Annotated in this window: 21 protein-coding genes; 7 read left to right on the top strand and 14 right to left on the bottom strand. The window is 41.6% G+C overall.

All coding sequences use genetic code 11. From position 1 onward, the window contains the following. Window positions 1-38: 38 nt before the first annotated feature. The gene (argC, locus tag QR40_RS15085) at window positions 39-1079 is read right to left on the bottom strand and encodes an N-acetyl-gamma-glutamyl-phosphate reductase (protein ID WP_044295901.1); all 1041 of its coding nucleotides are present in this window, start codon (window positions 1077-1079) and stop codon (window positions 39-41) included. A 555-nt stretch (window positions 1080-1634) separates the two neighbouring features. Between argC and QR40_RS15080 the strand changes: the two genes are divergently transcribed. Beyond that, window positions 1635-2858: an argininosuccinate synthase gene (locus QR40_RS15080; protein ID WP_027294364.1), complete on the top strand. Its 1224-nt coding sequence runs from the start codon at window positions 1635-1637 to the stop codon at window positions 2856-2858. 100 nt (window positions 2859-2958) lie between these two features. On the opposite strand, the gene QR40_RS15075 is transcribed toward QR40_RS15080, so the two are convergent. From QR40_RS15075 to QR40_RS15055, 5 genes are all read right to left on the bottom strand, one after another. Next, entirely contained in the window at window positions 2959-4509 is a 1551-nt protein-coding gene (locus tag QR40_RS15075; RefSeq protein WP_044295900.1) for an ATP-binding protein, read from the bottom strand. A gap of 15 nt (window positions 4510-4524) precedes the next feature. Then, window positions 4525-5874: a vWA domain-containing protein gene (locus QR40_RS15070; protein ID WP_044295899.1), complete on the bottom strand. Its 1350-nt coding sequence runs from the start codon at window positions 5872-5874 to the stop codon at window positions 4525-4527. A gap of 59 nt (window positions 5875-5933) precedes the next feature. Continuing rightward, window positions 5934-6842, bottom strand: a complete 909-nt coding sequence (locus QR40_RS15065; protein WP_052430878.1) for a leucine-rich repeat domain-containing protein — start codon at window positions 6840-6842, stop codon at window positions 5934-5936. A gap of 72 nt (window positions 6843-6914) precedes the next feature. Continuing rightward, entirely contained in the window at window positions 6915-7169 is a 255-nt protein-coding gene (locus QR40_RS15060; RefSeq protein ID WP_027294367.1) for a hypothetical protein, read from the bottom strand. Between the two features lie 121 nt (window positions 7170-7290). After that, a complete protein-coding gene (locus tag QR40_RS15055; RefSeq protein WP_044295898.1) occupies window positions 7291-8130 on the bottom strand; it encodes a DegV family protein in 840 nt (279 codons plus the stop codon). A gap of 315 nt (window positions 8131-8445) precedes the next feature. Between QR40_RS15055 and QR40_RS15050 the strand changes: the two genes are divergently transcribed. Further along, window positions 8446-8949 (top strand): DUF5721 family protein, encoded by a 504-nt coding sequence (locus tag QR40_RS15050; RefSeq protein ID WP_044296054.1) that lies wholly within the window; start codon window positions 8446-8448, stop codon window positions 8947-8949. Between the two features lie 203 nt (window positions 8950-9152). Further along, window positions 9153-11228, top strand: coding sequence for a molecular chaperone HtpG (gene htpG / locus QR40_RS15045; protein WP_044295897.1), 2076 nt, complete (start codon window positions 9153-9155; stop codon window positions 11226-11228). Window positions 11229-11304: 76 nt separating this feature from the next. Here the strand turns inward: htpG and QR40_RS15040 are convergent, their stop codons facing one another. Genes QR40_RS15040 through QR40_RS15030 form a run of 3 tightly spaced genes read right to left on the bottom strand, consistent with a single transcriptional unit; the run spans window position 11305 to window position 15828 of the window. Next, a complete protein-coding gene (locus tag QR40_RS15040) occupies window positions 11305-12561 on the bottom strand; it encodes an ABC transporter permease (protein WP_044295896.1) in 1257 nt (418 codons plus the stop codon). After that, window positions 12561-13229, bottom strand: a complete 669-nt coding sequence (locus QR40_RS15035; protein WP_044296053.1) for an ABC transporter ATP-binding protein — start codon at window positions 13227-13229, stop codon at window positions 12561-12563. The genes QR40_RS15040 and QR40_RS15035 overlap by 1 nt, the downstream gene beginning before the upstream one ends. 10 nt (window positions 13230-13239) lie before the next feature. Next, the gene (locus tag QR40_RS15030; RefSeq protein ID WP_160295822.1) at window positions 13240-15828 is read right to left on the bottom strand and encodes an efflux RND transporter periplasmic adaptor subunit; all 2589 of its coding nucleotides are present in this window, start codon (window positions 15826-15828) and stop codon (window positions 13240-13242) included. Between the two features lie 300 nt (window positions 15829-16128). Here QR40_RS15030 and QR40_RS15025 point away from each other — a divergent pair, with 300 nt between their 5' ends. Then, a complete protein-coding gene (locus tag QR40_RS15025; RefSeq protein ID WP_027294374.1) occupies window positions 16129-16752 on the top strand; it encodes a flavin reductase in 624 nt (207 codons plus the stop codon). A gap of 142 nt (window positions 16753-16894) precedes the next feature. Here QR40_RS15025 and QR40_RS15020 read toward each other — a convergent pair whose 3' ends face one another. Further along, window positions 16895-17281, bottom strand: coding sequence for a DUF3783 domain-containing protein (locus tag QR40_RS15020; protein WP_027294375.1), 387 nt, complete (start codon window positions 17279-17281; stop codon window positions 16895-16897). Window positions 17282-17567: 286 nt separating this feature from the next. Beyond that, window positions 17568-19658 (bottom strand): elongation factor G, encoded by a 2091-nt coding sequence (locus QR40_RS15015; protein WP_044295894.1) that lies wholly within the window; start codon window positions 19656-19658, stop codon window positions 17568-17570. A gap of 228 nt (window positions 19659-19886) precedes the next feature. Here QR40_RS15015 and aroF point away from each other — a divergent pair, with 228 nt between their 5' ends. The 3 genes from aroF to aroA are packed head-to-tail and all read left to right on the top strand — an operon-like array spanning window position 19887 to window position 23317. Continuing rightward, on the top strand, window positions 19887-20903 hold the full coding sequence (aroF, locus tag QR40_RS15010) for a 3-deoxy-7-phosphoheptulonate synthase (protein WP_027294377.1): 1017 nt from the start codon (window positions 19887-19889) through the stop codon (window positions 20901-20903). Further along, the gene (locus tag QR40_RS15005; RefSeq protein WP_027294378.1) at window positions 20900-21997 is read left to right on the top strand and encodes a prephenate dehydrogenase; all 1098 of its coding nucleotides are present in this window, start codon (window positions 20900-20902) and stop codon (window positions 21995-21997) included. The genes aroF and QR40_RS15005 overlap by 4 nt, the downstream gene beginning before the upstream one ends. A 42-nt stretch (window positions 21998-22039) precedes the next feature. Further along, window positions 22040-23317, top strand: a complete 1278-nt coding sequence (gene aroA / locus QR40_RS15000; RefSeq protein ID WP_044295892.1) for a 3-phosphoshikimate 1-carboxyvinyltransferase — start codon at window positions 22040-22042, stop codon at window positions 23315-23317. Between the two features lie 119 nt (window positions 23318-23436). Here aroA and QR40_RS14995 read toward each other — a convergent pair whose 3' ends face one another. The 3 genes from QR40_RS14995 to QR40_RS14985 are packed head-to-tail and all read right to left on the bottom strand — an operon-like array spanning window position 23437 to window position 25589. Then, entirely contained in the window at window positions 23437-24099 is a 663-nt protein-coding gene (locus QR40_RS14995; RefSeq protein WP_027294380.1) for a DUF1638 domain-containing protein, read from the bottom strand. Between the two features lie 27 nt (window positions 24100-24126). Continuing rightward, complete coding sequence (locus QR40_RS14990) at window positions 24127-24936, bottom strand: methyltetrahydrofolate cobalamin methyltransferase (protein ID WP_044295890.1); 810 nt, start codon at window positions 24934-24936, stop codon at window positions 24127-24129. 11 nt (window positions 24937-24947) lie between these two features. After that, window positions 24948-25589: a cobalamin B12-binding domain-containing protein gene (locus QR40_RS14985; protein WP_044295888.1), complete on the bottom strand. Its 642-nt coding sequence runs from the start codon at window positions 25587-25589 to the stop codon at window positions 24948-24950. Window positions 25590-25613: the final 24 nt, after the last annotated feature.

Raw genomic sequence — 25613 nt, 5'->3', positions numbered from 1 at the left:
TATTTACCTTACTGTAATAACGTTTCAAATATCCCATCTTACGGGAACATGGGCACTAGCTGTAATCCCATAGTTTCATCAAACCCAAAGAGCAGATTCATATTCTGCACTGCCTGGCCTGCGGCGCCTTTTACCAGATTATCCATAGCGCCCATCATAATAATGCGGTTCGTTCTCTTATCGATCTTGAAATTCACATCCACATAATTACTTCCCTCTACCCATTTCGTCTGAGGGCATACATCCTGATCCAGTACACGTACGAAACACTCATTCTCATAGTATTTATCATAAACTGCTTTCACTTCTTCATAGCTGACATCTTTCTTCAATGAAGCATACGCAGTGATCAGAATTCCTCTGTTCATAGGAACAAGATGAGGTGTAAAATTAATCCGGATCTCCTCTCCTGCCGCATAGCCCAGCTGTTCTTCTATTTCCGGAGTATGTCTGTGGGAGGCAACACCGTATGCTTTGATATTTTCATTTACTTCACAGTAGAGATTATCTACTTTTGCACCGCGTCCTGCTCCGGAAGTACCGGATTTAGCATCGATAATAATCGTAGCCGGATCAATCAATCCTTCCTTTAATAAAGGATAAATCGACAATGTACTGCAGGTAGGATAACATCCCGGATTCGCAATCAGTCTCGCCGCTTTCACCGCTTCCCTGTTGATTTCACATAATCCATATACTGCTTCTCCAATAAACTGCGGAGTCTTATGGGAAATATTATACCACTCCTCATAGGTCTTTACATCTTTAATACGGAAATCCGCACTCAGGTCAATGACTTTTACTTTGGAAAGTATTTCTTCGGTAACAAGTGAAGCACAAAGTCCCTGAGGGGTAGCAGTAAAAATCACATCCACCTGATCTGCCAGCTCCTGCATATTGTCATCCATACATTTTGCATCTACGATTTGGAACATATTCTGATATACTTGCGAATACTTTTTATCTATGTAACTTCTGGAACCATACCACGCAATTTCCACTTCCTTATGCCCTAATAATAACCTCACAAGTTCACCGCCTGCATATCCGGTTGCTCCGATAATTCCTGCTTTTATCATTTTCAAAACTCCTTTTCTTCTTTTTTTCCTTTGTTTCCAGTCTAATAGAACTCTTGCTCATTTCTCCAGGCTGCTTTCTTATTAATATATAATAAGATTTCAGCGAAGTAAAGTGTTTTTCTTCTAGTGCCTCCCTGCGTAAACTTATATTGACAGTGCTGAATATCCTGTCATCTGCACGCCCCACTTTGCGGCATATCTGCCGTTCCTGGGTATGGGTTGCGATTTCATTTATTTTAATTCCTCCGCATGAATAATATGCGCATAATTATACATTGAATGTGTATATTATGCAAGTACTTTTTTTAAATTTCTGGAAAAACTTTCTTCCCGGCAATTATATTTCCGACAGCCTTCGATATACCAGAATTCCTTTCTTCCCTATTTATATGCCTTTTCTACTATATAATAGAACTTATGCTTTTTTCCTCGAATCACACAAAAATATTTTTAGAATTTATGTAAATTTACTCTTGCATAATTATGACAGTTGATGTATAGTAGTCATTAGCGAAAAGCAATCAAATAATACATAATATTTAGGAGGATACACCTATGAAAGAAAAAGTTATTCTGGCATATTCAGGTGGTCTGGATACGACCGCAATCATCCCTTGGTTAAAAGAACATTTTGATTATGATGTAGTTTGCTGCTGCATCGACTGTGGACAGGGAAATGAATTGGACGGATTGGAAGAAAGAGCAAGTCTGTCAGGAGCTTCCAAATTATATATTGAAAACATCATTGATGAATTCTGTGACGATTATATTATGCCATGCGTAAAAGCAGGTGCTGTATATGAAAATAAATATTTACTGGGAACCTCTATGGCACGTCCCGGTATTGCAAAAAGATTAGTAGAAATCGCCAGAAAAGAAGGCGCTACTGCTATCTGCCACGGAGCTACCGGAAAAGGTAATGACCAGATCCGTTTTGAGCTGGGCATCAAGGCACTGGCTCCTGACTTAAAAATAATTGCTCCATGGAGAATGACCGATATCTGGACCATGCAGTCCCGTGAAGATGAAATCGAATACTGTAAAGAGCATGGCATCGATCTTCCATTTTCAGCAGACAGCAGCTATAGCCGTGACCGTAACTTATGGCACATCAGCCATGAAGGTCTGGAATTAGAAGATCCTGCAAACGAACCAAACTATGACCACTTATTAGTGCTGGGCGTATCTCCGGAAAAAGCTCCGGAAGAAGGCGAATACGTAACCATGACCTTTGAAAAAGGTACTCCAACCAGCTTAAATGGTGAACAGATGAAAGTATCTGAAATTATTACAAAATTAAATGAACTGGGCGGAAAGCATGGTATCGGTATTGTTGATATCGTAGAAAACCGTGTTGTTGGAATGAAATCCCGCGGTGTATATGAGACACCAGGAGGAACAATCCTTATGGAAGCACATGACCAGTTAGAAGAATTAGTATTAGACCGTGCCACCATGGAAACAAAAAAAGATATGGGCAACAAATTTGCACAGATCGTATACGAAGGAAAATGGTTTACCCCTCTTCGCGAAGCAATCCAGGCTTTTGTTGATGTGACACAGGAATATGTAACCGGCGAAGTAAAATTCAAACTTTACAAAGGCAATATTATCAAAGCAGGCACTACTTCTCCATATAGCTTATACAGTGAATCTTTAGCAAGCTTTACCACAGGTGAATTATATGACCACCATGATGCTGATGGATTCATCACATTATTTGGCCTTCCATTAAAAGTTCGTGCAATGAAAATGGCTGAGATCGAAAAAAATAAATAAAAAATAAATAGATACATGCAAGAAACAAGAAAGCAGGCAGGACATATCGGCAATATATGTCCTGCCTGCTTTCTTGTTTTCATACACTTGCCGAATGCCTTTAAATATTCCCAAGCTCTTCTATTTCATCCAGCTGATGTAAAATCCCCTTCTGTTTCTCAGCAAATAATAACGTTTTATTATATTTGTAATACCGGTCACAGCCATTTTCATCCACAAACCATACACTGTAATAATCCGTATTTAGTTCTGTGATAAAGATAACCATTTCCTGGCTGTCTCCAAATGCAGTTTCCATAAAATCGAACGCGTAATTCAGTGCCTCTTCCGCTTCTTGTATCAAAGTACTGCGGGAATCCGTGATGTCTGCAAATCTTTCCTTTACCGCTTCAAAAGCTTTCCGGCTGTCAATATAGTCTCCTCCTTTTAACAGATTTTCATAGGATTCCAACTGGGCACCCGCTTTTCTGCGGATATGCTCCTGCTCCTTCGTTAACTGCTCTGCAGCAAGCAGTCTGGCGGTGTCTTCTTCCATCTTACGGGTGAGCTTTGTCATTGCCTCGTAAGCAGCACCATTTGCATCCGTATTGTCCCTGGTGCCGTCATAAGTGCCCAAACTGTCTTTAAAATACTTTAACTGCTCATAGACCATTGTCACAAACGCATCGCTGCGGTAACATATCCGAAACAATTCATCCAGCCTGGAAACCAAAAGTCCAATTACACTTAATTTTTCATCAAATGCCGCACGCCGTACTTTATCAATTGCCACATCCGAAATGTGTCCTTTTAAAATATCTGCAACCTGATAGTCCTTTTTATATTTTTGATATAATTCCAGATAATTAGAAAAATCTTTTGCAATCTTCCAATGCTGAATGTACTGGTACACCACTTCCCTGTCAATCCTCTTACCAATTTCTTCATATACCTTGATCAGCTGGGACAAATCCTCCCATCCTCTTGCCGTTGCAAAAAGCTTGCCGTCCACAGTAGTCTCAATACAGTAAAAGTGATTTTTCTTCAATTCCAGATATGACAGCACAGCATGATGAATGCCGGCATGGTAGGCGTATTCTTTCCAGACAGAAAAGTCCGCCTCTACATCTATTTTCTTAATCCGGTCCAGGGTAACCACATCAAAATCTCTCACCGACTTATTATATTCAGGCGGATTTCCGGCAGCTACAATCACCCAGCCCTCCGGAACCTTCTGATTTCCAAAGGTTTTGCACTGCAAAAACTGAAGCATGGTGGGCGCCAGGGTTTCCGACACACAATTAATCTCATCGATAAACAAAATACCTTCCCGGATGCCGGTTTTTTCGATCTTTTCATAAACCGAAGCGATAATTTCACTCATTGTATATTCCGTAACGGATACCTTTTCGCCCCGGAATTCTTTTTCAACGATATAAGGCAGACCAATGGCGCTCTGTCTGGTGTGGTGGGTGATGGTATAGGCTACCAGCCCTACCCGGCACTCTTTCGCAATCTGTTCCATAATCTGGGTCTTACCGATTCCGGGGGGGCCGATCAGAAGCAGGGGCCTTTGCCGCACTGACGGAATCTGATATTCTCCGTATTCATTTTTCATCAGATATGCTTCAATGGAATTTTTAATTTCTTCCTTAGCTCTTTTAATATTCATTTCTATTCTCCTATATCATCTATCATTTTGAACAGGATACCGGTTTGACAGCTCCTCTTCATCTATTATTATTTTTATCGCCCAGGGAGGCACCTGCGTATCATCGTAGTCCTCCCGCATAAATACAAATGCTGTTTCATAGGGCGGCATATTCTTTGGAAAAATCCCAAATCCGTCTGTAAAATACAACAGGCCTTTGAGATTTGTAAATTCTTTTCTTCTGCAAAGCTCATCCACATAAGCAAAAGCCGGACGAAAATCCGTTCCTCCGCTTCCCACGATTTCCATCTCTTCCATATATTTTTGTAATTCTTCTTCCGTTGTAATCTTCCGGTCCTGCTGTACCTTTTCATCGCATTGAATAATGTGAATATTTACTTTTCTAAAAAAGCTGTCATTCTCCTGCAGAATATGATAAGTTTCTTCCAGGAAAAGACGCACCAGATGTCCCGAACAGGACATGGAAGTGTCAATGACAATGGCAAATTCTTCAATCTTCATTACTTCTTTGGATTCAACCGGTTCAATCAGCGGCATATTGCCATACATGGTCATGCCATAGGTATAAAATGCATAGTCAAACTGATCCGTATCCACCTGTATCTCTTCTTTTAACACGGAAAATTTTCTTAAAAACCTTCGGTAATCATCTCCCTGTTTTTTACGGACTTTCAATTGGTCCCGCAAACCTCCGGATGCCTCCACGGATTCTTTAGAGAAAATATCCAGATCCATCTCCATCTGCTCCCTGATATCCTGCCATTTCTGGTTCATTTCACTGTTTTTTTCCGAATCTTCCTGTTTATTCCAGTACTGGTGGCTGTCCCTGCAGAATTCCAGGATCAGTTTATCCAGTTTTCGGTTATTCACGCCAAAATCCATTTTTTGCAGTTCCAGATAAATACCTTCTGCAGTGAGCACCTTCAGGCTCCTGCCTAACTCCCGGTACGTGCTTTCCCGAAGCCAGGACATTCCCTTTTTCAGGCAGCGTATCTGCATACTGTCAATAATGGATTCAACGGCAATGTCGCATGCCAGATTCCAGTAGATTTCCTCACGTTTCTCTGTTTCCACTACGTGGCAAAACAGGCAGTGCAGTACCTGGTGCAGATATGCACGGTTAATTATAGTACGGCTCTCCCGAAATAATCCCCCAAGGAACCGGGCGTTGTAATAAATAACGTTTCCGTCCGTTCCCAGACTGTTCATTTCCATATCCATCTGATATTGAAATGATGACAGTGCCACGTCCAGGAAACGCATATGAATATATAACTCATTTCTGGCGTTAATCAGGATATCGAAACCTGCCTGATAAAGTCTGTCCCATATCTCCTGCTCTCTCGCTGCAAAATCTTCGGTCATATTAACTCCTTTCTAGCGCGTGTTTTATAATTGCTTTCTGACATCTGCGCGCCACAGTATTATAAATCAAAGCTCTTTTTCTTTTTTGCAAAGTGTTCATTTTTATAATCCATCAGATAACCCACCGCTTCCATACGCTCCTGCTCCCCGGCAAAACGTATCAGATGCTCTAAAATCTCCGGCTGCCATACAATCTGGCTGCTTAAAAAATCCAGCTGATGCATCCGGTCAGAACGAATGAGCCACATCCCTGCGGCTATACTGTGTTCGGACAGATATTCCCGGTACTGTATCTCATGCTCCCCCGTCAACTGCAAGGGATATTCCAGGCGGTAAAGTGCCAGGTGTACACAGAAATCCTCGGATTCCCATGCTTTTGCATCATAAAACAGGCGGTCATATTCCAGAAATTTAAATTCTCCGTTATGAAAGCACTGCCGATAAGTATATCCGGAACCATGGATACGGGTTTCTAAAATCCTGGCAGGTGTATTTTCCACAGCTTCTTCGTAATATTCCGGAAACAGCAGCCTGGCGATAGTCTGTCCTTCTCTGCTTAATTTTACTTCCACCTCATGATTTAACTCAGCAATTACATTTTTAAAACAATATCCCATCGGGCCATCCAGACTGATCTTCAGCCTGGATAGTTTTGCACATCCGGTGAATGCTCCGCCGCCAATCTCACGGACGCCCTGATACAATGCCATCTTCTTAAGCTGTCTGCACCCGTAAAATGCATAATCACCGATTGTCTGTACGGTTTCCGGTAAAATTACCTCTTCCGGCATGTCGGCACAAATGGCTTTTTTGCCGCCATCCCCGTCGTACGCCCTGGAAAATATATATTTTCCCAGAGCAGTCACCGGGTATCCTTCCAGCTGTCCTGGGATCACTACTTTTCTCCCCTCCCCAAAACAGCGTAAAATACATACCTCTTTATTTTCTATAATATAATCAAATTGCAACCTTCCGGTTCCTCCTTGTCTTCCTCATTACCAAAAAGTTACAGCCGGAATGCTGCGCACTCCGGCTGTCCATTATTTTGCTGCTTCTGTTTCCGTTTCATTTAATCCCTGTAAATAATCGTCTACGGCTGTAGTCTTCACCTCGTAATTTTTCACCGGAGGTGTATAGAACTTATTAAAAGCCGAAAAACCTACCCAGCCTACAATGACAAGACATACTGCCAAACCGCCCAGCTTCATGAGCATTTTATTGCGTTTCTGTTTTTTAAGAAGCTTTTCACGATTTGCTTTTTCTTGTTTGTAGCGGTCTACTTTCTCCTGACTCATATGTTCTTCTCCTTACTTCTGCTATCTGTCATTTCTTTAAGCATATTTTTTATATTATATCACAGATTTGTAGGAATTGCATGTTTTTTTTACTTGTTTTGACATTTATACGGCAATTATTTTAAACAACAATAATAATGCCACCGTCATTAGCGTACATACTGCTGATACCTGCGGTATCAACAATAAAAATATCCTTAAGTGATAATCTGGACAATAAAGCATCTTTTATCATTTTAGCACGGTCCGGGCAGTTGCAGTGAGAAATGGCCAAAATCTTTTCTTCCGAATTTTCTACCTTCTCGACTATAAAATCTACCATTTTAACCAATGCCTTATTCATTCCTCTAGCCTGATCCAGCTGCACAATGGTACCCTCGGGTGTAGCTCCCATTACCGGTTTGATCTTAAGCGCCGTTGCCACAAATGCCTTTACTTTACTGAGACGTCCATTTTTCCGGAGGGTATCCAGATTCTCCAAAACAAACCAGGTGCTCTGTCCGGCAATATACTTTTCTACGGTATCCACAATTTCTTCAAATTCCATGCCCGCATTTTCGCATTCCTGTATCTTCAAACCGATCAGGGTCTCACCAATAGATGCTGAACGAGAATTAAAAATATGAACCTTGTTATCCGGATGTTCTTCTAAAAATAACTTTCTGCCAAGCTCTGCGCTGTTGTAAGAGCCGCTTAATTCCGCCGACAGCGTAACCGCATAAGCTCTCGGCGCTCCGCAGTCAAAAGCACTCATATAGGCTTCCGGTGATGGACATGATGATTTAGGGCAGTTCGGACTAGCTGCAATCCGTCTTAAAAAATCTGCCTGGTCAAATGTTTCATCATCCACAATTGTGCACTCATCCACCTGCATAGAAAGTGATGCTGTAGCAAAATGACCGTCCTTCTTCATCTCTTCTGTCAATTCGCCGCAGCTGTCAATAATTATCTTGTAATCCATTAAAAATTCCTCCTAAAATCTTGCATCACTCATGCAGAATATTCATCAAGTACAATCTTGTACAGCATTGCATAATTATTGGTAAATAAAATGCCTGGTATCTGCGTCTTTATTCACTGTTAATTGCACAAGGATGTACTAGTACTAATTAGCATATCTTATTATGTAGTTTTTAATACCACATAATCATAGCACATATAAATTCGTTTGAAAAGGGGTTTTTTCCATTTCCGGCTGAATCCCTGCTTGCCGTCTTCTTACATTGCGGTTATAATAATAACAGATGAAATTTTTTATGAAAAAAGGAGCAAAAAATTGATCGCACTACATATATTAGATGTCAAACAATTTATGTCAAAACTATTGCTGAATGATACTTTTGACCATTTTCTGCTGTCTGAAGCCGTTATTACTACTTATAATACCTTTCATATTGACGGCCGCCTGCAAAAAGATTATTACAATCCGGATGAACTGGAAGAACGAGGCCTTTCCAATACCAATTATTCGTCCTGGATGCAGTTACGTCCCTATTGTTTTGAATTAATTAAAGGAAAGCGTACGCCGCTGAATTTTAAATTTGTCTTTCAGCTCTCCCCTGCCAATCTTGAAAAATTGTTAGTTCAGACTAAACTGCCTATGTCCTCTTCTGATATCAACGGCCTGTTTTTAAATTTAAAATATGATGGACATAATCTGAGCTGTATCACCGGTACTTCCATCCGAATCTTTACAATGGATAAAACACTGGAGCAGTCCTGGGATACCATGGTACAGAAATTTCTCAGGCAGAAAGAAATTGCATTTGAGCTTCTCTGATCATTTATCATTATTCTTTCCAACTCAGGTATTTTTTATGTTTATATCCAAAAAATGGATGAGTTTATAATTTGTTTATAAAGTTTATAGAAATTTGTTAGCACTCATCTTGATCGAGTGCTAATTTTTTCTTGACAATTTATTTTTCCCGTATTAAACTAGCTTTAGATAAAAATGAAATAATTACAAAAGGAGTGTTACTTATGAGCAACAAAAAAGGAAGCTTATCAATTAACAGCGAAAACATATTTCCAATTATCAAAAAATGGTTATATTCTGACCATGACATCTTTTTCCGTGAATTGGTTTCCAACGGATGTGATGCAATCACAAAGTTAAAGAAACTGGAAGTAATGGGTGAATACTCATTCCCGGAAAAACACAAAAACAAAATTGAAGTAATAGTAAATCCGGAAGCGAAAACATTAAAATTTATTGATACCGGTCTTGGTATGACAGCTGATGAAGTAGAAGAATACATCACACAGATCGCATTTTCCGGTGCAACCGATTTCCTTGAAAAATACAAAGACAAAACAAACGACGACGAAATGATCGGTCATTTCGGTCTGGGCTTTTATTCAGCATTTATGGTTGCTGAAGAAGTACACATCGATACTCTTTCCTATAAAGAAGGTTCTGTCCCGGTTCACTGGGAATGTGACGGCGGCACCGAATATACTTTAGATGATGGGAATAAAAATACCGTAGGTACGGAAATCACACTCTTCTTAAACGAAGAAAGCCTGGAATTCGCTAACGAATACCGCGCTCGTGAAGTATTGGAAAAATATTGTTCTTTCATGCCTGTAGAAATTTTCCTTTCCAAGGAAAATGCAGAGCAGGAATTCGAAACCATCGATGAAGCAGATCTTCGTGAAGATGATGTGGTTGTAGAACATATCCACGAAGAAGCAAAAACGGAAGAAAAAGAAAAAGAAAACGGTGAAAAAGAAATCGTGGAAGTTTCTCCTGCAAAGGATAAAGTAAAAATAAACAAACGCCCTGTATCTTTAAGTGATCCTGCTCCTCTTTGGACCAAGCATCCAAATGACTGTAAAGAAGAAGAATACAGAGATTTTTACCGTAAGGTATTTATGGATTTCAAAGAACCTTTATTCTGGATTCACTTAAATATGGACTATCCATTTAACTTAAAAGGTATCCTCTACTTCCCGAAAATCAATACGGAATATGATTCTATTGAAGGTACCATTAAGTTATACAATAACCAAGTATTCATCGCAGATAATATCAAAGAAGTAATTCCTGAATTCCTGATGCTGTTAAAAGGTGTCATCGATTGTCCGGACTTACCGCTTAACGTATCCAGAAGTGCTCTTCAGAACGATGGCTTTGTTAAGAAGATCGCTGATTATATCTCCAAGAAAGTAGCTGACAAATTAAGCGGCATGTGCAAAACAGACCGTGAACAGTATGAAAAATACTGGGATGACATCAGCCCATTCATCAAATTCGGCTGCTTAAAAGACGGCAAGTTCAGTGATAAGATGATGGATTACATTCTTGTAAAAAACCTGGAAAGCAATTATCTGACTCTGCCTGATTTCATTGCAGAGAACAAAAAAGACGAGCCGGAAACCGAGGAAACTGCTGCTGAAGAAACCAGTGCCGATAACACAGAAGATGCAGATAAAAAAGAATCGGAAAAGCCAAAGACTACACTCTTCTATGTTACGGATGAAGTACAGCAGAGCCAGTACATTAATATGTTCAAAGAGGAAGGTCTGGATGCGGCTATCTTAAAGCACAACATTGATTCCGCTTTCATCAGCCATATCGAACAAAAAAATGAGGAAGTTAAATTCCAGCGCATCGATTCCGACGTGACAGAGCACTTCAAGGAAGAAGTAAATGCTGAAGAATTAAAGGAAACTACAGATACACTTACTGAATTATTCCGCAAAGTTCTTGGCAAAGAAAAACTGGAAGTCAAAGTTGAAAAGCTGAAAAACGAAAACATCTCTTCTGTAATGACTCTTTCTGAAGAAAGCAGACGTATGCAGGATATGATGAAGATGTACAATATGTACGGTATGGATCCAGGCATGTTTGGATCTTCCGAAACCCTTGTATTAAACGCTAATAATCAATTAGTAAAATATATCTTTGAAAACAAAGATTCTGAAAATATTCCGATGATGTGTGAGCAGTTATACGATCTTGCACTCTTAAGCCACAAACAGCTGGCTCCGGAAGAAATGACAAAGTTCATTTCCAGAAGCAATGAAATCATGATGATGTTATCAAAATTATGATTTTGAAAACGTCCAGATAATAATGTCTGGACGTTTTTATTTGCTTATTGACAAAGCTCCTGCTCATTTATAGTTGTCACCCGGAATATCTGAGCGCTTCTATCGGATGCTTTTTTGCCGCCTTATTTGCCGGATAAATACCGAAGACTACCCCGATAATGCTGGAAAAACCTACAGCGATCCATACTACCTGATTGGACAATTGGAAACTCATGGAATCCATAATCATACCGGCTGCCTGCAAAATAACCCAGGACAAAAATATCCCAAACAGACACCCTAAAAGGCTGATCATCAATGCTTCCAGCATAAACTGCAGCATAATGCTTCCCCTGCCTGCCCCGATTGCTTTTCGGATACCGATTTCTTTCGTACGCTCAGTTACGGATACCAGCATAATATTCATAATCCCAATACCGCCCACAACTAATGAGATCGCTGCGATACCTCCCAGCATCAAAGCAAGGGTGTTGGTTACGCTGTTCATTGTTTCCATAAGCGTAGACTGGTTTTGTATGGTAAATGCATCCTCATCCTGTCCAAAACGCTTTAACAGCATTTCTGACATGGCATCTTCTGCTGCATCCAGACTGTCTTCACTGGTAGCTGTGGCATAGAACGTCGTGATTTCTGATGATATATTGCTGGCAATTCTTGTCAGCGTTGTATAGGGAATATAGGCGTCCAGGCTTGCATAAGAGGTGCTGGTAGACGATGAACTTTTAGAAGAAGCACTCCCCCTGCCTGATCCAGAGCTTCCCGATAATCTGGATGATGATTTACTGCTGGTCTCGTCACTCTTGATAATTCCTATAATTAAAAAACTTCTGCCGTCTAAAGAAATACTTTCTCCCACTGCATTAGCACGCCCAATAATCTCCGTAGCCGCATCCTCATTTAATACCACTACATTCGAATGATTGTCAATATCTGCCGCTTTTAAGAAACGCCCATAAGCCAATTCCTTGCCTTGTATATCCAGATAGGAGCCTGTTGTTCCATATGTGGTAACCGTACTGCTGGTATATCCGCTCTTTGCTGTTATGCTGCTTTGGGCTATTGGTGCTGTCAGAGCAATTTCCTCATTTTCCGTAAAGTCTGACAGTTCGGATAACTTCAATGGATTTTCTTTGTTATCCTCGATCCGAATCGTTAAAAGATTCGTTCCGATATTCGAAATCTCATCTGTTACAGAAGTGGTTGCGCTATTTGCGATAGAGACCAGTACTACCAGCGACATTACACCGATGATAATTCCCAGCATGGTTAAAAAAGATCTCATTTTATTCGAGGTTATGGCACTCCATGCCATTTTTAAGGACTGAAAGACCATCACTCCACCTCCTTTACATGACCATCCAGAATATGAATTCTGCGCAGTGCCTGTTTTGCCACTTTGTTATCATGGGTAATTAACACAATGGTATTCCCCTGTTCATGCAGTTCATGAAACAGGCTCATGATATCGTCTCCGGTTCTGGAATCCAGATTTCCGGTAGGCTCATCTGCCAGAAACAGAGAGGGACTTGTTACAAGTGCCCTCGCTATTGCAACTCTCTGCTGCTGCCCGCCGGATAACTCTGTGGGTTTATGATGCATCCTGCTGGAAAGCTCCACTTTTTCTAATGCTTCCATAACCCTTCTCTTACGCTCAGAAGCATGGATACCCTGATAGATTAAAGGGAGTTCCACGTTCTCTTCTGCCGTCATCTTCTGAATCAGATTAAAATTCTGAAAAATAAATCCGATTTTATGATTCCGTATCCTGCCCAGTTCCCGTTCTGAATATTGTTCTATCTCCTGTCCGTCCAGATAATACTCCCCGCAATCAGCTACATCCAGACACCCTATAATGTTCATAAGCGTGGATTTACCGCTTCCCGAAGGTCCTATAATGCTGACGAATTCTCCTTTTTTAATCCTCATATTCGCATGATCCAAAGCCCTCACTTCTTCCCCGCCAATCTGATAATATTTACAAACATCCTGAAATATAATCATTGCCGTCACCTCACTGTCCGCCCGGTGCCTTCATCTGGCCCGAACTTCCACTTGGTCCTCCGCCTCCGGATGGCATTTCACCGCCAAAACCTCCGGACGGCATTTCACCACCCTGCATACCTCCCATGAAGCCACCCTCTGTATTAGAGGAGGAAGATCCTGTTTTATTGTAGTAGACGGTATCTCCTTCACCCAGTCCGCTTACTACCTCCACATTTGTTCCGTCTGACAATCCTGTTTCAATCTCTGTTTCTCCGGATAATGCACCTTCTTCGTCTTCGCTGGTATAGACAAATACTTTATTTCCCCGTTCCTGAAGGGCATTCATCGGTATCAGCAGAATATTTTCTTTATTCTCAATTGTAATAGTTGCTGACGCATTCATTCCGATGCGCATTGACGCATCTTTCGGTATAGTGATCTGTACCGGATATTTTGTTACTCCGCCGCTGGAGCTGGCCGAGTTGGAAATCTTTGTTACGCTGCCTTTGAATGTCTGATCTTCGATGGCATCAAAGGTAATCTCCGCTTCCTGATCCAGACTTACCGATAAGATGTCTAATTCATCTACATTTACGGTAAGAATTACGTTATCCTGGGGCGATACCGTCATTATGGAAACATTCGAACCGGATGATGCGGTGGAAGTTGTGTCGTCTGAACTGGATTTACTTTCTGTGGAACTGTTTTCGCTTGCAGTTGTCTGTGCTGCATTTCCACTGCCGCTTCCACTATTCCCGGAACCACTGTTGTTATTCCCATTTGTATTATTTGTTAAGTTACCATTTGTTAGATTATCCGAATTTTCACTGCTCTTTCCATTGGTCTCCTGTCCGTTGTTTTTGTCCGTATTTTTCTGTGACTCAGACTGCTTATTGCTGTCCTTTTCATTCTTCGTATCTGACTCTGTCTGAGGCTGTGTTTCTTTTGGTTCTGTTGAAGGCTGAGGATTTGTCTCTGTTTCTTTTCCCCCGGAAGTTTCCGTTACCGGGTCTGTCTGTGTATCTGTCGGCTTCTCTGTAGCCTCTTCTGCCGTAGCCGGAAAAGCAACGGAAAACGTTAGAATACTATTATCTGCGCTTAAGGTTATTCCGGAAATGACACCTCCGCTTAACTGTGGTGCAATACCGGCAGCAAATTGATATCCTTCCTTTGCCGTCAGCGTAATTGCCGCCGTATAGGTAGTGGCAGGCTGAAAGACACTGTCTGAAGGATTCCATACTATGCTTCCGGCATAACTTTGTGTTTCCTGCAGTATGTTCTGAGGTGAAGCCCCTTTTACAGGCGCTGTGATATCCGGTGTGCATTCCGAAATCTCCGTTTTATTTTGCTCTGTCTCTGTGTAAATAGAGATCTGTGTTTGTGCCGGCTCCTTTGTGGACTCCGATGTGTTTACGGCTGTCACAGCTGTTCCGACTATCTTGGCTGTTCCAACTGTCTTGGCTGTTCCGGCTGTCTCTTTTTTAGCGGAAGCGGTCACGAAGACTGGCTGGCTGCCTGAGTTTGAGGAATAGGATGCTCCTGTCATTCCATTCGAGGAATTGGAACTCCCCGTGGAATTGCTGCCGGAAGTACTGCTATTGGAAGAACTGCTGCCCGCCGTTACATTTACCGTCTGGACGATTCCATCAAAATCAGCTGTAATGGTTGGGTTTGCAGACAGATTCATTAACTCCTGCAGTGACTGTGCCAGTTCTTCCCTGGCTGCCAGCAGTTCCTGGTAAGTTCCCAGTGACGCACTTTCTTTTAATTCAATCAGGGTCTCGTCTGCATCTACCGATACATTCAGCGAAACATCCACGGAACTTACTGTTCCTGCAGTACCTGTAATTGCCAGCTGCTGATGAATATAAAGCTTCCCTGTTCCCAGTTCCTTTCCATCAGAATCCTTAACCGAAACTGTATCATTCAATTCGGGTCCGTAATCGGTCAGGGTAATTACACCGGTCTTCCCGGAAACACTTTCGACGGTTCCTGTTTTCTCTGTACCGCTGGATAGCGTTACAGTTACACTGTCTCCTGCTGCAATGCCGGACACATTTTCCAGTTTCAGTGCCATCTTTCCATCCAGTGAAAGCAATATCAGTGCCCCGTTTTCTAACATTACATCTGTTATTTTATCACCTGATGCGGCATAAATTTTTTTGACACGGCCACTGACACTGGTAGTAATGGTATCTGCATCTGAATCTTCTTTTGCTTCATTAATTTCTTTATCCAGTTTTGCAATTTCTTCCTGTGTATCTTCGATTTTCGTTAACAGTGACGCCTGATTGATTACAGCCAGTTCATCGCCTTTACTTACACTGTCACCACTTTCCACTTTCACTTCATCTATGACAAGCCCGGAAGGTATTTCAATTCCACTTGCAGTATCCGCTTCTAAAGTTCCGGTACCCACAATGGTATTGGAAATATTTCCTTTCTCCACTGTTGCCGTCTGTGACTTTTGGACCGCCGCTTCTACCGGCATTCTTTTTCTGGTCATGAAAAATGCAGTACCGCCAGCTCCGATTATACAGACTCCCAGGATGATCAATATCCATTTCCGCTTTTTCTTGTCTTTCCAGATTTTCATTTTTTTGTTTTTCTGTTTCATTACCATATTTCCCTCCATTAGTGATCTCTTCATCTGTCTTAATTTTTCTTAAAATCTTATGCAACTAGAATAATCGATAAATGTGTTGAATCCATGGATGATAAATGGTAGTTTTGTGATGGTAACCCAAATTAACCTGAAACAATTCAATATTAGTAATAATTATTGTTATTGACATTTGGAAATTTATGCTATATAATACGAATATAGGAATACAAAAACATTTTCCGTGGAAAGATATGATATAGCAATAGCTGTAAATTCTGATCACCGAATTACATTAAGAAAGGGAATTTTACAATGAATACAAAAGCTTTTTTTAAACTCAGTTATGGTGTATATATCGTTTCCGCCAATTACGAAAATAAAGACGGCGGCTGTGTGATTAACACTCTGGCCCAGGTGACTTCCTCACCTGCAAGACTATCTATCGCCTTAAATAAGAATAACGAAACCCTGCGTCTGATCGAGGGTGCCGGATCTTTCTCTGCTGTCGTACTTTCCGAAGAGGTAGATATGGAACTCATTAAAACCTTTGGTTTCCAGTCTGGCAGGGACGCCGAGAAATTTGAACAGGCATCTTATGAGCGTGACTTAAACGGAAACCCCTACCCCACAGAGGGTATTGCAGCAAGGTTTTCCTGTAAAGTAACAGACAGACTGGACGTTGATACCCATGTGATTTTAATTGGAGAAGTTACAGAAGCTGATATCCCTTCTGATTCCCAGGTTCTGACTTATGCCGATTATCATAGCAAAAAGAAAGGTACTACTCCTAAAAATGCTCCTTCCTATCAGGAAAGCCAGACAAAGGGCTTCCGCTGCAGTGTCTGTGGATATATATTAGAAGCAGACGAACTTCCGGAAGATTTTATATGTCCGGTATGTGGAAAGGATGCATCTTATTTTGAAAAAATAGATTGATTTTATTAGCTTACGGCGGAATTGTAATGTCATCCGCAGGCACTACAATTCCTATACTATATATGGTACCTCCTATTTACATAAAAAACAGCCCCCTTCCTGATTTTTGCGGGCTGTTTTTTATTGGTTTAACTAATATGCCTTATGGATTTCGCCTGGTCATTGTTTCATGCTCCTTATGCAGTTCTAAATAAAGCTGCAGGGAATTCCAGGAACGGTTGAATTCTGTAATGATTGCTTTCAGGTCGATACGCTCTACTCCTTCCTGTCGAAACCTGGCTAAAAGGGCATCTACCTGGCTGCTGTTTAAATGCATCACCATCATCTCATCCGGAAATCCACCTCCGGTGTATTTTCTTTCTTCTTTTTGAAATCCCGGAATTCCTGCCAGCAGACCTATGGGCTGGTAGTATTCTTCTAATGGAATATCTTTGGCTTCAATGCCCATCTTTTTCAGAACTGCTTTGACTTTCTCTCCTTTTGGCGTATCTTTTAATCCATATAATAATACACATGTACTGCTTTTCATTTTTACTCTCCTATAATTCTCTTTTCCTTGCTTAGGGTGCTGACACCAGATATGATTTCATCTGCCCCCCCCCTGGGCGTTTTTGATTCCGTAACCTGGCTGCTTCACTTCAGCCAATATATAAGGTATCATTTCATTATTGGCATAAATATATACAACAATATCTAGAAATCCTGTTTTAGAAAACAGCTGCACCCGCTATTCTGTATCCGGTATATTTACAGGATAGGTATATCTCTAATTACAAAAAGGGGGCAAAATTTCTGCCCCCTTTTCCTATTCCAATTTATTCTTCATTTGTATTTACTTTACTTGCTCTGGCTTCAACTTCTTTTGCCTGAATATCAGATGGTGCCTGCTCATAACGTGCGAATTCATATGAGAAGGTTCCGCTTCCGCCTGTCATTGAGCGAAGTGCTGTGGAATATCCATAAAGTTCTGTCATAGGTATGTCGGCTTCAATAACCTGGTTCCCCTTAGAATCCGGGTTCATTCCAAGTACACGGCCGCGGCGCTTATTCATATCGCCCATAACGTCACCCGTATACTTATCGGGAACAATTACTTTCAATGATGCAATTGGCTCCAGAAGTACCGGGGAAGCTTCCATAAAGCCCTTCTTGAATGCCTGCACTGCTGCTGTCTTAAATGCCATTTCAGAAGAATCTACCGGATGGTAGGATCCATCATAGAGTACCGCTTTCACACCCACAACCGGATATGCTGCTAACGGGCCTTTCTGCATAGAATCCTGAACTCCCTTTTCTACTGCCGGGTAGTAATTCTTTGGTACGGCACCGCCCACTACGACCTGTTCAAACACATATGGCGTTTCCAGATCACCCGATGGCTCAAAACGCATTTTAACATGACCATACTGTCCATGTCCGCCGGACTGTTTCTTATATTTAGATTCAACATCGGAACTCTTACGGATAGTTTCTCTAAATGCAACCTTTGGTTTATCCAGGTCAATTTCAATTTTATATTTACTTAACAGCTTGCTCTGGATAATATCCAAATGCTGGTCTCCCATTCCATAGAGCAGAGACTGTCGGTTTTCACCATCATTTATTGCTTTCATGGTCAGGTCTTCATGCATCATCTTCGTCAATGCCTGTGAGATCTTATCTTCATCGCCTTTGTTCTTTGCCTTATATCTCTTATATGTATAAGGAATGGACAGATCCATTTTGCCAAACTGGATTGGAGTTGTCTTTGTAGACAGCGTATCACCGGTACGTGCATGGGACAGTTTTCCGATTGCCCCGATATCCCCGGCATGCAATTCCGTTACTTCAATTGGCTTACTTCCTTCAAATACATACAGTTTATTAATCTTCTCTTCTAAATCTTTATCATAATTAAACAGAGTATCATCATTCTTAATAACGCCGGAGCATACCTTTATCAAAGAATATTTTCCAATAAACGGATCTACAATTGTCTTGAAAATGTATGCAGATTTTGCCTTGGCGAAATCGTAATTCGCTTCGAAGATCTCTTTGGTCTTCATATTAATTCCAGCAAAATTTCTTTTATCCGGACTTGGGAAATATTGTACGATGTCATCCAGAAGATTAGCGACACCCTGGATATTTACCGGGGAACCCATAGATACCGGAACAATGGAACCGTCGGAAACATTTACGGTCAGCGCTGCCATAATTTCATGAACAGAAAATTCTTCTCCGCTAAAATAGCGGTCCATGAAATCTTCACTTGTCTCTGCAACAGCCTCTAATAAGATTTCTCTGTATTTCTCCAGATATTCTAATGAATATTCAGGAGTCTCACAATCAACCTTCTGACCTTTATCCACCCATTTCCTGCTCGCTTTGCGAACAACATTTACATATCCTACAAATTTTTCATTTTCACGTATAGGCAGATGGATTGGCGCAATCTTTTTTCCGTACAAATCGGTAAGCTGTTCTACTACTTCACGGTAGCTGGCATTATCCAGATCCATATTCGTTACAAAGAACATTCTGGGTAGCTTATACTTCTCACAGAGATCCCATGCCTTCTGTGTACCTACTTCCACACCGCTTTTACCGTTAATAACAATCACCGCCGCATCTGCTGCTGCAGCTGCCTCTTCCGCTTCACCTACAAAATCAAAGTATCCGGGGGTATCTAAAACATTCACTTTGACATCATTCCAAATAATCGGTACAACGGATGTGCTGATTGAGAATTTTCTTTTGATCTCTTCTTTATCAAAATCACTTACGGTATTGCCTTCTGTTACGCTGCCTAATCTGCTGGTAATTCCTGATAAATAAGCCATTGCTTCTACTAAGCTGGTCTTACCTGCTCCACCATGCCCTAAGACAACTACGTTGCGAATCCTGTCTGATGTGTACACTTTCATATTAAATTCCTCCAATACTAGTTATTTGCGAATGACACTGCTGTCATCCCTTGTTTAGTCTATGGATATATTTTACTAAAATTGTCACAATATTTCAAGTATTTTATTCACTTTTAACAAATATTTTTTTAACCCCAAATTTTCGCCGCGTTAAAGCGTCAAAGTATTGACAGAAGAGCTTTTCAATAGTAGAATAACAGGAGCTAAACATAGAAGGAGAATAAAATTATGATCATTGTAATGAAACCTCACGCACCCCAGGAAAATATTGACCACGTGGTGCAGTTAATAAAATCCAAAGGATTAGAAACCCATTTGTCACAGGGCCAGGAAGTAACGATTATCGGTGTAGTTGGAGACAAAACTAAACTATCCAACCAGAATCTGGAAATCGCTCCCGGTGTTGATAAGATTGTTCCTGTAACAGAAACGTACAAATTATCCAACAAAAAATTTCATCCGGAACCCAGCGTAATTAAAGTAGGCAATACAGAGATCGGACCAAATAACTTAACAATCATGGCTGGTCCCTGCGCGGTTGAATCTGAGGAACAGCTTCTTTTAATCGCCCACGCTGTTAAAAAAGCAGGCGCAACATTTGTTCGCGGCGGTGCATACAAGCCACGTACCTCCCCATACTCATTCCAGGGACTGGAAGAAGAAGGACTCCGTTACATGCAAACCGCAAGGGAGGAAACAGGGCTTAACACTATTTGTGAAGTAATCAGTGAAAAAGCTATCGAAGCTGCTGCCAGGTATGTGGATATGATCCAGATCGGTGCCAGAAATATGCAGAACTTCCAGCTTCTGAAAGAAGCAGGGCGTTCCGGACTTCCGGTATTATTAAAACGTGGTCTTGCTGCAACAATTGATGAATGGTTAAATGCTGCGGAATATATTATCGCGGAGGGGAATCCAAATGTGGTTCTCTGCGAGCGAGGAATCCGTACCTTCGAAACTGCCACCAGGAATACACTGGATATCAGTGCTGTCCCTGTAATTAAATCCAAGTCCCATCTGCCAATCATCGTTGATCCAAGCCACGCTACCGGAGTAAGAGCCTATGTAGCACCATTGGCTAAATGTGCAATCGCTGCCGGAGCAGACGGACTGATGATCGAAGTACATAACAATCCTGCCTGCGCGCTCTCCGACGGACCGCAGTCACTGACTTTTGAACAGTTCGATGGACTTTCTGACGAACTGATACCATTTGCAAAACTTGCAGAAAGGACATTTAAATGAATGATGTAACCGTTGGCTTTATCGGCCTTGGACTCATTGGCGGGTCGATTGCCAAAGCCATCCGCTATTTTTACCCGGAAACGAAAATAATCGCCCATACCAGAAGTCAGTCAACCATTGACTATGCTCTGGCTGAAGGCATTATTGATGCTGCCTGCGAAGGAATTACACAGGAGTTTGGCAGCTGCGACTATATATTTTTATGCGCACCGGTTGAATCCAATGCCGCTTATCTTTGTCAGTTAAAGGATTTCATAAAAAAAGACTGCATTCTGACAGATGTAGGCAGCACTAAGACCGATATCCACGAGAAAGTCATTGCCCTTGATATGGAAGATAATTTCATAGGAGGGCACCCCATGGCGGGAAGTGAAAAGACAGGGATTCGAAATGCTAAGCGTCATTTAATTGAGAATGCATATTACATCCTTACTCCATCAGCCACTGTCCCTGCAGAAATGGTACAAAAGTATAAAACATTTGTATCAGCATTAAAAGCAATACCCCTTGTGTTAAATTATGAAGAACATGATTTTGCTACAGCTGCCATCAGCCACCTGCCCCATATCATCGCTTCCACTCTGGTAAATCTGGTAAAAGATTCTGATACGGGGAATGAAACCATGAAAACAATTGCAGCCGGAGGCTTTAAAGATATTACCAGAATTGCTTCTTCTTCTGCAGAAATGTGGGAACAGATCTGCATGACGAACAGCGGTAATATCCTGACTGTTCTAAACCGCTATATTGATAGTCTGAACCAGGTAAAAACTGCTTTAACTGAAAAAGATAACCAGGATATCTATCAATTATTTGACAGCTCCAGGGAATACAGGGATTCTATCTCGGACTCTTCCAGCGGTCCTCTGAAAAAGGTTCATATGCTTTACTGTGATATGGTAGACGAAGCCGGCGGGATCGCTGCTCTTGCAACCATTCTTGCCACCAATGGCATCAGTATTAAGAATATCGGGATCGTACACAACCGTGAATTCGAAGAAGGTGTCCTGCGGGTAGAATTTTATGAAGAAAACGCATTGAAAAAGGCCGTAGATTTATTAAGAAAATACCGCTATACCATTTATGAGCGATAGGATTTTACTTTTCTAAACGGATGATTTACATATGGAGGTTTTATGGAATTCAAAAAAACAAAAGCTTTAAAAGGAGAAATCACAGTTCCCGGTGACAAATCCATCTCACATCGTGCCGTTATGTTCGGCGCACTCTCCTTAGGAACTACAGAAGTGAGAAATTTTCTGCAGGGAGCTGACTGCCTTTCTACGATCAGCTGTTTTAAAAAGCTGGGTGTTGATATTGAAAATACCCCGGACTGCATCCGCATACATGGAAAAGGGCTCCATGGACTGACAGCTCCAGCTGATACCCTGGATACCGGTAACAGCGGTACAACTACACGTATGATATCCGGTATTCTGTCCGGACAGTCATTTGAAAGTATCTTAAACGGTGACGAATCGATCCAGAAACGTCCCATGAAGCGGATTATTGATCCGTTATCCATGATGGGGGCTGAGCTTATCAGCATCCGGGATAACGGCTGTGCTCCTCTTCGGATCATTGGAAAGCATCTGCACGGGATACATTATACTTCACCCGTGGCTTCTGCCCAGGTAAAATCGGCCGTTCTCCTTGCCGGACTATATGCAGATACCCCTACCAGCGTTACAGAACCATTCGTTTCCCGTAACCACTCAGAAATTATGCTGAATTATTTCGGTGGAAATGTTACCTGTAAAGGAACTACTGCAACCATCCTGCCAAATCCCGTGTTAAAGGGACAAAGCGTATCCGTTCCCGGAGATATTTCATCCGCTGCGTATTTTATTGCAGCAGGATTGATTGTACCTGGTTCTGAAATACTGATTAAAAATGTGGGAATAAATCCTACCAGAGATGGTCTCCTCCATGTCTGCCGGGAAATGGGCGCAGATTTAACACTGTTAAATGAAAATTGTGACAACGGCGAACCTACTGCAGATATCCTAGTCCGTCACAGCAGCCTGAAAGGCATTACGGTGGGCGGTTCCATGATACCTACACTTATTGATGAACTTCCCGTGGTAGCCGTTCTGGCTTGTTTTGCCAAAGGCACAACTGTTATTAAAGATGCTCAGGAATTAAAAGTGAAAGAATCTAACCGCATTGACGTAATGGTGAATAACCTGGCCTCCATGGGCGCAGATATACAGGCAACGGAAGACGGTATGATTATAAAAGGCGGAACCGGGCTTCATGGCAGTACAATAAAAAGCCATAAAGACCATCGTATTGCAATGTCATTTGCAATTGCTGCCCTGGCAAGCAGCGGCACGACGCATATTGAAGATGCGGACTGTGTAAATATCAGTTATCCTGGATTTTACCAGGATCTTGCAAGATTAAATAACTGAGTTTTGTTTTCCAGGCACGCATCTATGAACTTATCCGTGACCGGCACAAAGGAAATGTAAAAAGGCGGTATCCGCATTTACGCAGATGCCGTCTTTTTGTAGGTCCTGTGGCGCAAGTCCTATTTCAACCACAAATCCCGATATTCAATAATTGCATTCGGGGCGACTGTAAGAAATTGACCTGCAGGCCAGGGGCCTTCCAATAATTTCACCAGATAATCCACAGATGCACTCAGTTTTTCCTGTTCTAATTCAAGTGTAGCTGCTATTTCTTTTGTTTCTTCCATCAGCTTCTCAATGGGATAGCATCCGGTATCCAGTATACCAAGCCTTTTGTAATGCTTTAAGATTTCTCTGTAAAGTGATTTTGTCCTTCTTACCCCGTATTTCTTCTGGGCATACTGATATTCTGCCCATATATTCTGTTCCCCGTTCAGCCATCCTTTGCTGAGAAAATATGTTCCCTTTTGTCTGGCTATCTCCTCTCTTCGCTGAACCGATCCCAGTAAAAGGGTAATACAGTCATCTACTCTTGGAATAATAACTTCAAAGTTTCCTGCTTTTAAGTTCTGCACGGAATTCCCGCAAAATCCCATCGCCACAAGCACTCTTTCGGCATCTGTAATTTTACTGAATATTTCCTGTAACCGTGCTCTTAATCTATCCGGAGTATTGTGAAGTCCCGACTCAACCCAGATGATCGGATAAGATAATCCGGTTTTTTGGAGGGCGGTTTCCAGTTCATCCTGAAGGGTTTTACAACCTATAATTGTAGTTTTCATAACTTTTCGAAACGCCTCCTTCTCTGCTTACTTGTCTTTTATTGGTCCAATTCTCCCAGCCCGGTACGCTTTATTATACTTCCGGCAGAACCGATCCTGATTAAGCAGGGCTTCTGCAGCTAAAATCGTTGCATAAGTATCCCGGTTTGTCGGGTCTACAATTGCAGAATCCATTCCTGCAGATAATGCCAGTGCAAGGAAATTCTGATTTACTATTTTCCGGTAAGGCATCCCATAGGATATATTGGATAAACCTGAAGTTATTTTTACTGTTGGATATTTTGCTTTAATATTTCGGATTGCTTCCATAAAATTTAACATAGAGTCATTTACTGCGGAAAGCGCTAATACCAGCGGATCAATATAGATACGTTCCGGTGCGATGTTATAAGCAGACGCTTTTTCAATTAATTCGAATGCGATCTCCGTCTTACGTTTCGCATCTGCCGGAATGCCTTTATTATCACAGGTTAACGCAACCACTTCCCAATCATTATCCTTTAATAATGGGAAAATAACTTCACATTTATCTCCTTCTCCGGAAACAGAGTTAATAATCCCACTCTTTTTAGCCAGAGGCATCACTTCCTTAAGAATCTGAGGATTCGGACTGTCGATACAAAGAGGGGTATCTACGGTATCCTGAACAATCTTCATGAGCCAGGTCAGATCATCTAACTCCTTCTCCGGAGCTCCGCCTGCACACACATCCAGAAAATCAGCCCCTGCTTCCGTTTGGCGGATTGCCAGATTACGTATAAATTCTTCATCCCTGGCTGCTATTGCTTTCGCAGTAGAGGGTATAGCACCGTTAATTTTTTCTCCGATAATTATCATATATTCACCACCTATGCTGCACTGCCGGACCATTCACGACAGGTTCTAATTGTATCTGCCGGATTAATTGCCCAGGCATCTGCACCCACCAGTTCACATACTTTATCTGTAACCGGTGCTCCGCCGATTACGATCTTAACATCTTCTCTCAATCCTGCCTCTTTAAATGCTTCGATTGTGGCTTTCATAGAATCAATTGCCAGTGTAAGAACACCGCTCAGTCCGATAATATGAATGCCTTCCTCTTTTGCTTTTTTTACAATTTCTGCTGCCGGAACATCAATCCCCATATCCACAACATCAAAGCCGCTGGCTTCCAACATGGCTTTTACAATATTTTTGCCGATGTCGTGGAGATCTCCTTCCACGGTACATAAAATCATTTTCCCTGCTTTTTCACTGGACTGCGACAAAAGTGCAGGACGTATAATATCCATGGCTTCTGTCATTAACTCACCGGAAAAAATCAGATCAGATACAAAATACTCCTGGCTTGCAAAGCGTTCGCCAACAATGTTCATACCTTCCTGGCAGGCTTTCATTGCCTCACCAGCCTGAGAACCGCCGTCCTCCATTACCTTCTCCAGCATCTCTAATACATCATCTTCCTCCAGATCACCCATTGCATCCTTCAATTTATCAAAATCAGCCATAAAAAATCCTCCTATCCATCCGCA

The organism is Robinsoniella peoriensis, from assembly GCF_000797495.1.
GTDB classification, from domain to species: domain Bacteria; phylum Bacillota; class Clostridia; order Lachnospirales; family Lachnospiraceae; genus Robinsoniella; species Robinsoniella peoriensis.
The sequence above is the reverse complement of the archived record's forward strand: the minus strand, read 5'-3'. Positions and strand labels throughout refer to the sequence as shown.

Excerpts from the sequence above, each read along its gene's own strand:
- QR40_RS15055 (WP_044295898.1), bottom strand. The coding sequence starts at position 8,130 with ATGGATTACAAGATAATTATTGACAGCTGCGGCGAATTGACAGAAGAG.
- QR40_RS15015 (WP_044295894.1), bottom strand. The coding sequence starts at position 19,658 with ATGAAAGTGTACACATCAGACAGGATTCGCAACGTAGTTGTCTTAGGG.
- QR40_RS15060 (WP_027294367.1), bottom strand. The coding sequence starts at position 7,169 with ATGAGTCAGGAGAAAGTAGACCGCTACAAACAAGAAAAAGCAAATCGT.
- QR40_RS15075 (WP_044295900.1), bottom strand. The coding sequence starts at position 4,509 with ATGAATATTAAAAGAGCTAAGGAAGAAATTAAAAATTCCATTGAAGCA.
- QR40_RS14990 (WP_044295890.1), bottom strand. The coding sequence starts at position 24,936 with ATGATAATTATCGGAGAAAAAATTAACGGTGCTATACCCTCTACTGCG.
- QR40_RS15025 (WP_027294374.1), top strand. The coding sequence starts at position 16,129 with ATGAATACAAAAGCTTTTTTTAAACTCAGTTATGGTGTATATATCGTT.
- QR40_RS15040 (WP_044295896.1), bottom strand. The coding sequence starts at position 12,561 with ATGGTCTTTCAGTCCTTAAAAATGGCATGGAGTGCCATAACCTCGAAT.
- QR40_RS14985 (WP_044295888.1), bottom strand. The coding sequence starts at position 25,589 with ATGGCTGATTTTGATAAATTGAAGGATGCAATGGGTGATCTGGAGGAA.
- QR40_RS15030 (WP_160295822.1), bottom strand. The coding sequence starts at position 15,828 with ATGAAACAGAAAAACAAAAAAATGAAAATCTGGAAAGACAAGAAAAAG.
- QR40_RS15080 (WP_027294364.1), top strand. The coding sequence starts at position 1,635 with ATGAAAGAAAAAGTTATTCTGGCATATTCAGGTGGTCTGGATACGACC.
- htpG (WP_044295897.1), top strand. The coding sequence starts at position 9,153 with ATGAGCAACAAAAAAGGAAGCTTATCAATTAACAGCGAAAACATATTT.
- aroF (WP_027294377.1), top strand. The coding sequence starts at position 19,887 with ATGATCATTGTAATGAAACCTCACGCACCCCAGGAAAATATTGACCAC.
- QR40_RS15035 (WP_044296053.1), bottom strand. The coding sequence starts at position 13,229 with ATGATTATATTTCAGGATGTTTGTAAATATTATCAGATTGGCGGGGAA.
- argC (WP_044295901.1), bottom strand. The coding sequence starts at position 1,079 with ATGATAAAAGCAGGAATTATCGGAGCAACCGGATATGCAGGCGGTGAA.
- QR40_RS14995 (WP_027294380.1), bottom strand. The coding sequence starts at position 24,099 with ATGAAAACTACAATTATAGGTTGTAAAACCCTTCAGGATGAACTGGAA.
- QR40_RS15070 (WP_044295899.1), bottom strand. The coding sequence starts at position 5,874 with ATGACCGAAGATTTTGCAGCGAGAGAGCAGGAGATATGGGACAGACTT.
- QR40_RS15020 (WP_027294375.1), bottom strand. The coding sequence starts at position 17,281 with ATGAAAAGCAGTACATGTGTATTATTATATGGATTAAAAGATACGCCA.
- QR40_RS15005 (WP_027294378.1), top strand. The coding sequence starts at position 20,900 with ATGAATGATGTAACCGTTGGCTTTATCGGCCTTGGACTCATTGGCGGG.
- aroA (WP_044295892.1), top strand. The coding sequence starts at position 22,040 with ATGGAATTCAAAAAAACAAAAGCTTTAAAAGGAGAAATCACAGTTCCC.